Origin of the sequence: Pseudomonas sp. G(2018), from assembly GCF_005502415.1 — a bacterium.
In the GTDB taxonomy this organism is placed as follows: Bacteria; Pseudomonadota; Gammaproteobacteria; order Pseudomonadales; family Pseudomonadaceae; genus Aquipseudomonas.
On record NZ_SCOO01000012.1, the window covers coordinates 134,086 to 140,672 of the forward strand.

Here is a 6,587-nt window from a genome sequence, read left to right on the forward strand (position 1 = left end):
TTTTCAAGCCGGCTGGGCTGCCAACCACGTCTCATCGCAACAGCTTTTCAGCGTCTCACGCAGCCAGCGGTGGGCCGGGTCATTGTCGAATCGCGGATGCCAAGCCTGGGTCAGCATGATGGTCGGCAGCGGCACAGGCAGGGTGAACGAACGCAATTTCAAACCCAGGCGCCGCACGCTCAGCAGCGTTTCCCTGGGCACCGGCAGAATCAGATCGGAATCGGGCAAGGCGAACATCGCCGCATGGAAACTCGGCGCGATCACCGCCACCCGCCGCTCCAGCCCTAGGGCGTTAAGTGCCGTATCGATCGGCCCGCGAGCGATCCCGCGGCGCGACATGCTGATATGGGAAAATCCGGCGAAACGTTCGGCGGTAATCTCTTCATCGAGCAGCGGATGATCTTCGCGCACCAGGCCGACGAACTGGGTGGAAAACAGGTTCTGCACTTTCACTTCCGGCATCAGCGGCCGGTTGTTGCTGACGCTCAAATCGATGCGGCCCTCACGCAAAGCCTCGTCATCGCCATCACCCTCCGGAACAAATCGTAGCTCGCAATGCGGCGCCTGACGCTCCATGGTGTCGAACAACTTGCCGCCGTAGATGCCGATGAAAAAGTCATTGGCCCGAATGCTGAAGCGCCGGCGCAAACTGCCCAGGTCCACGACACGGGCCGAGTGGAATAGCTGCGCGGCCTGCTCTACCACATCACGCACTTGCTCGCGCAACTCCAGCGCCTTGGGTGTTGGTACCAGACCACGGCCGGCACGTACCAGGATCGGATCGCCAATGGCCTCACGGATGCGTGTCAGCGTTCGACTCATGGCCGCCGGGCTGAGGTTCATCCGCCGCGCGGCGCCCACTACGCTGCCTTCGTCGAGCAGGGCGTCGAGAGCGACCAGGAGGTTCATATCCGGGAGTTGCATGCTGAGCACTCGTGTCTGATGTGGATTGATTCAGGCGCAATGCTAGCAAACATCTCCCAACTAATGCGTTGGCAGTTCCGGCCCCTTCGCGAGCAGGCTCGCTCCCACATTGGATCTTCAGTGGACCAACCCCCTGTGGGAGCGAGCCTGCTCGCGAAGAGGCCCGCACAGTCACCATCACCATCCGCATAGATCCCCCTCTAACTCGCCCGAACCACTATCAGTTCTGCTAGTTCTCAACCGTTGCCGTGGAGGGTAAAACATAGCCAGACATTCACCTCGATCCTCCAGTAGAGGTTTTCGGCATGACTCAACCCAAGAAACAGAACCCGACCGGGCAACACACGGTACTGCTGGCGGTGGATTTCAAAAACTCGGTACTCGCCGAAATCGACGCGGGCAGGACCAATCGCATTGCATACTCGCCCTATGGCCGGCAATCGGCGCAGCATGAGCTCATCACACGGTTAGGCTTCAATGGAGAATTGCGCGAGGAGAAACTCGATTGGTATGTGTTGGGCAACGGCTACCGTGTTTACAACCCTTGGCTTATGCGCTTTCACAGTCCGGACAGTTTGAGTCCGTTCGGTAGGGGCGGGAGAAATGCGTATATATATTGCGGTGGGGAGCCGATGATGAATACGGATCCGACGGGGCACTATTTCGGATTGCCTCTATCGATTGCGCGAACATTCATAGATGACCTCATCGCCATCCCCACTCGGATGGCCAGCGCAGCGAAAACTGCAGTCAGTCAGTCTGTAAAGACTGTAAGCAGTGGTATTTCTCGCGTTACTAACCAAGCCAAACAGACGTTAGACGATGCATTTTCCTCTGTAATAGCACGGAGCACGACGGAGACTGAATTTGCAAAAATTCCGCGGGTTACAGCATCAAATCGCAAAGCGATTAGTCCGACTATGTTAAGTGAGAACTCGTTTCAAACTCATGGCTATGCAAATAGAACGATACTTCCGAGCACACAACCGAAGCCCCAAAATCATGGCTATGCAAACAGAACGGCACTTCCGAGCACGCGACCGAAGCCTCAAAATCATGGCTATGCAAACAGAACGGCACTTCCGAGCACGCGACCGAAGCCTCAAAATCATGGCTATGCAAACAGAACAGAAATCCTGAACTGGAACTCAACATCATCTTCCACTACCGCCGTGAATAAAATCAGGACATAGCCTCCAAGCTTGCAGCCTTCGATCTCTGTGGCAGGCTCATCACTGTTTTGTCACGTGATGAGCCGTACGGATATTTTTACCGCTGCATCCCCCACCGCTTCACCGTCACCCGCTCCAGCGAATCAAATACCAAATTCTCCACCAGCAACCCAATCAAAATCACCACCGCCAACCCGGCAAACACCTTGTCGGTGTACAGCTCATTGCGGTTCTGAAAGATGTACCAACCCAACCCGCCCTTCCCGCTCGTGGCCCCAAACACCAACTCAGCCGCAATCAATGTACGCCAGGCAAACGCCCAGCCGATTTTCAGGCCGGCGAGGATCGAGGGCAGTGCTGCGGGGATCAGGATGAACAGCACGAAGCGCATGCCCTTGAGGCCGTAGTTGCGCCCGGCCATGCGCAGGGTTTCCGAGACGCCGAGAAAGCCCGCGTAGGTGTTGAGGGCCAAGGCCCAGAGTACCGAGTGCACCAGCACGAAAATCAGGCTGTTCTGCCCCAGGCCAAACCACAACAATGCCAGCGGCAGGAGGGCAATGGCCGGGAGCGGGTTGAACATCGAGGTCAGGGTACTCAACAGGTCGCGGCCGAACTGGGTCGACACCGCCAGTGTGGTCAGGGCAAACGCCAGGACGATGCCGATCAGATACCCCTTGAGCAGCACCACCAGGGAAATCCACACCTTGCCCAGCAGCTCGCCGCTGAGCAAGCCGTCGTACAGTGCATGCGAGGTTTGCACGAAGCTCGGCAGCAGCAGGTCGTTGTTCTGATAACGGGCGACCGCCTCCCAGAGTACGGCGAGCAAAATCAGGATCAGGCTTTTACGCAGCCAGCCCTGTTGCCACAGACGTTGACCGAGGGGCAGTTCGCGTTCCAGCGGCACGCTGGTCAGTGGTTGCAAAACGGTTTCGAACGCTTCACGCGGGGATGATAAATGGCTCATCGGGCCCTCCTTTCAACTGGCTCAATAAGCGATGCGGATGTCGGCGAAATCCAGTTCACGCTCGGTTTCCGGCGACTGCCCTTCGTCAAACAACAGCCTGTGGATACGCCGCGCCGATTCCTGAAACGCCACACCGCCCTGGCTATGCAAATCGTATTGATGGCTGTGGACTTCCGCCCTCACCCGCCCCGGATGCGGCGACAGCAACAGGATGCGGTTGCCCACCACCAGCGCCTCTTCGATGGAGTGCGTGACAAACAAGAGCGTGAAGCGCACTTCTTCCCAGAGCAGCAGCAGTTCTTCCTGCATCTTGCGTCGGGTCAGCGCATCGAGCGCAGCGAAGGGTTCGTCCATCAGGAGGATTTTCGGCTGCATGGCCAGCGCCCTGGCGATGGCGACTCGCGCCTTCATGCCACCTGACAGGGTATGTGGATAGGCATCTGCAAACGCTGCAAGACCGACCTTGTCGAGGTAGTGCAGCGCCCGCTCCTCGGCCTCTTTACGCTTGAGGGTTTTCGAGGCCAGCAGCGGAAACATCACGTTCTGTTTGACCGTCTTCCACGGCGGCAGCTGATCGAACTCCTGGAACACCACGATCCGGTCCGGCCCCGGCGCATCGACGCGCTGACCTTGCAGACGGATCTCGCCCTCCACCGGCTGGATGAATCCGGCGGCGGCCTTGAGCAAGGTCGACTTGCCGCAACCGGACGGACCGAGCAGGACAAAGCGGTCCGCCGGATCGATCTCGAAACTGACTTGATGGGTCGCCCGCACCACCCGCTGGGGCGTGCGATATTCCAGGCTGACATTATCGACCGACAGCAACGCTTGGGTTGCCGTGGTCGGTTTGCTGACCGTGTGGCCTTGCAAAGGGGCGTTCATGTGGGTCAGCTCCCTTGCAGCGGTTTGGCATCCTGGAAGAAGTAATCCTTCCACGAATCCGGTTTGTTTTTGATCGCGCCGACGCGGTAGAGGAACTCGGCCAGCGGATAAGTATTTTTCGGTGTGACACTGAATTCGAACTGTGGGTTATCGATAATTTTCAGCAACGCAGCGCGGTCGATTTTGGCTTTGGTGACGCGGATGTAAGTGTCCGCCGCCGCCCCTTTATCGTTCTGCGCGAATTGCGCCGCTTCAGTCAGCGCGTCGATGAAGGCCTTGTAGGTTTTCGGGTTTTCGTTGCGGAATTTCTCGGTGGCGAACAACACCGTCGGCGAGTTCGGGCCGAGCAGGTCATAGGTATTGAGCACCACATGCACGTTAGGATTTTCCAGCGCCTGATCCTGGAACGGCGGGTTGGAAAAGTGTCCGCTCAGCTCGGTGCCGCCAGCGATCAGCGCCGCCGTGGCATCCGGGTGTGGAACGGCGATGGTGTACTTGTCGAGGCGATTGAATTCCTTGTCACCCCACTGCTTGGCGGCCGCGTATTGCAGGAAGCGCGACTGCACCGACACCCCCACCGCCGGCACCGCAATGCGGTCCTTCTCGGTGAAGTCGGCGATGGTTTTGACCTTGGGATTATTGCTCACCAGGTAGTACGGGAAATTACCCAGGGACGCCACGGCCTTGACGTTCTGCTTGCCATGGGTGCGGTCCCAGATGGTCAGCAGCGGACCGACACCGGCACCGGCAATATCGATGGAACCGGAGAGCAATGCATCGTTGACCGCCGCCCCACCGGAGAGCTGTGTCCAGTCGACCTTGATGTCGATGCCTTCCTGCTTGCCGTACTTCTCGATCAGGTTCTGATCGCGCACTACGTTGAGCAACAAATAAACGATACCGAACTGCTCGGCAATGCGGATTTCACCTTCGGCGTGAGCCACGCTCGGCGCCACCAGGCTGCCGGCGATCAGGCTGAAACCCAGGCCGATGGCCGCGGCCAGCGGTGCAAAGGGAAGACGTTTGGACATAATCAGATCTCCGACAAATCAGAAAGGCGCGTCGCCCTGGATGGTGGTGCGATACAGTTTGCGGCGCAGGTAGCTTGGGCAGCCGGCGGCAAGGTGGATCAGCGAACGGTTGTCCCAGAACACCAGGTCATGGGGCTGCCACTGATGGCGGTAGATGTTTTGCGGCAACACGCTGCGGGCGTAGAGCTCGGTCAGCAGTTGCTGGCTCTCGTCCTCCGGCAGGCCAACGATGCGGGTGGTGAAGCCCTCGCTGACGAACAACGCCTTACGGCCGTTTTCCGGGTGCGTCCGCACGACCGGGTGCACTACTTCAGCCACTTGGGCGAGCTGCTCCGGCGTCAGGGTCGGACGCCAGTTGCCTTCGAATTTGGTCTCGCTGTAACGCGCCGTGTAGGAGTGCGCCGCCGAGCGACCTTCGACCGCTTTGCGCAACGCTTCAGGCAGGCTGTCCCAGGCCTTGTGCATGTCGGCGAACAGGGTGTCGCCGCCCTCAGACGGCAGCTCCTGGGCATGCAGCATCGAGCCCAGACTCGGCAGTTCCTTGTAGGAGAGATCGGAGTGCCAGAACTTGCCGGCATCGCCCAGGCCGACGTTCTGGCCGTTTTCGACGATGTTGGAAACGATGAGGATTTCCGGGTGCCCCGCCAGCAGGAACTGCTTGAGCACATGGATTTGCAACACGCCAAAACGACGGCTGAAATCGATCTGCTGTTGGGGGGTAATGCGCTGGTCGCGGAACACCACCACGTGATGATCCAGGTGCGCGCGGTGAATGCGGGCGAAGTCCCGGTCATTGATCGGGCGGGACAAATCGAGGCCGATGATTTCGGCGCCCACCGCCCCACTGAACGGGCGGATTTCAAAGCGTTGTGGCGCGATGACTGGCGATGCTGAAGCTGCGGACATAAATCACTCCCACGCACGGCACGCTCAAGGGCGCGCGCGTCGATCAGAAACTCACGGAGGTCCCGTGTTGGTTCGTGTCGTGCGGCGCGCCGATTGGTCGGCAGGTACGCAGATGTGTGACTTTATAGATATAAGAACAGGATTTTAAATACCGTTAGCGAATAACCATATGGCGTATTTCGCCTATGCTGCTGACAGCATGACGCGGTTCACTTCTGAGGGATGCTCCATGTTCTACGTGCAACGCAATGCAGAAGGACAACTGATGCGCGTCGAAGCCGAAGCCTACGCCGAATCCACGGAAACGCTGCCGGCCGACCACCCTGACCTTCAGGCCTGGTTCGCCAACGAGGTCATGGCCACCAGCCTCAATCAGCTCAAGCAAATTAAACAACTCAAGCAACTGCGCCAGAGCGACCTGGAAATGATCCGGGTACTCGACGACTTGATCGAGGTGCTGATCAACAAAGGCGTGATCCTCGTCACCGACCTGCCGGCGCCCGCGCGGGCCAAACTGATGGACCGGACCCAGGCCCGGGAGGCGTTGGGGGGGCTGAGTCATTTGGTTGATGATGATGAGGAAGGGGTTATTTGATCGCTTCACCTGTTTCGACTTGCCCGCGATGGCGGCGTCACATGCGACGCAAATCCTGAGGCCTACTGCCAAGGCCTGGGCTCCCCCACCAACCGCCCCTGAACCCCATACAC

Annotated in this window: 7 protein-coding genes; 2 read left to right on the top strand and 5 right to left on the bottom strand. The window is 58.8% G+C overall.

From position 1 onward, the window contains the following. Window positions 1–3: 3 nt before the first annotated feature. Complete coding sequence (locus FFS64_RS14745) at window positions 4–924, bottom strand: LysR family transcriptional regulator (RefSeq protein WP_137805979.1); 921 nt, start codon at window positions 922–924, stop codon at window positions 4–6. 305 nt (window positions 925–1,229) lie between these two features. Here FFS64_RS14745 and FFS64_RS14750 point away from each other — a divergent pair, with 305 nt between their 5' ends. Then, entirely contained in the window at window positions 1,230–2,117 is an 888-nt protein-coding gene (locus FFS64_RS14750; RefSeq protein WP_137805980.1) for an RHS repeat-associated core domain-containing protein, read from the top strand. 76 nt (window positions 2,118–2,193) lie between these two features. On the opposite strand, the gene FFS64_RS14755 is transcribed toward FFS64_RS14750, so the two are convergent. From FFS64_RS14755 to FFS64_RS14770, 4 genes are read right to left on the bottom strand one after another with little or no spacing between them, the layout of a single operon-like run. Next, window positions 2,194–3,060, bottom strand: coding sequence for an ABC transporter permease (locus FFS64_RS14755; protein WP_137805981.1), 867 nt, complete (start codon window positions 3,058–3,060; stop codon window positions 2,194–2,196). A gap of 21 nt (window positions 3,061–3,081) precedes the next feature. Further along, entirely contained in the window at window positions 3,082–3,942 is an 861-nt protein-coding gene (locus FFS64_RS14760) for an ABC transporter ATP-binding protein (RefSeq protein ID WP_137805982.1), read from the bottom strand. 5 nt (window positions 3,943–3,947) lie between these two features. After that, the gene (locus FFS64_RS14765) at window positions 3,948–4,973 is read right to left on the bottom strand and encodes an ABC transporter substrate-binding protein (protein ID WP_137805983.1); all 1,026 of its coding nucleotides are present in this window, start codon (window positions 4,971–4,973) and stop codon (window positions 3,948–3,950) included. Between the two features lie 18 nt (window positions 4,974–4,991). Then, window positions 4,992–5,879, bottom strand: coding sequence for a TauD/TfdA family dioxygenase (locus FFS64_RS14770; protein WP_137805984.1), 888 nt, complete (start codon window positions 5,877–5,879; stop codon window positions 4,992–4,994). A 229-nt stretch (window positions 5,880–6,108) separates the two neighbouring features. On the opposite strand from FFS64_RS14770, the gene FFS64_RS14775 reads away from it, so the two are divergent. Further along, window positions 6,109–6,474: a tryptophan synthase subunit beta gene (locus tag FFS64_RS14775; RefSeq protein WP_137805985.1), complete on the top strand. Its 366-nt coding sequence runs from the start codon at window positions 6,109–6,111 to the stop codon at window positions 6,472–6,474. The last annotated feature ends 113 nt before the right edge of the window (window positions 6,475–6,587 follow it).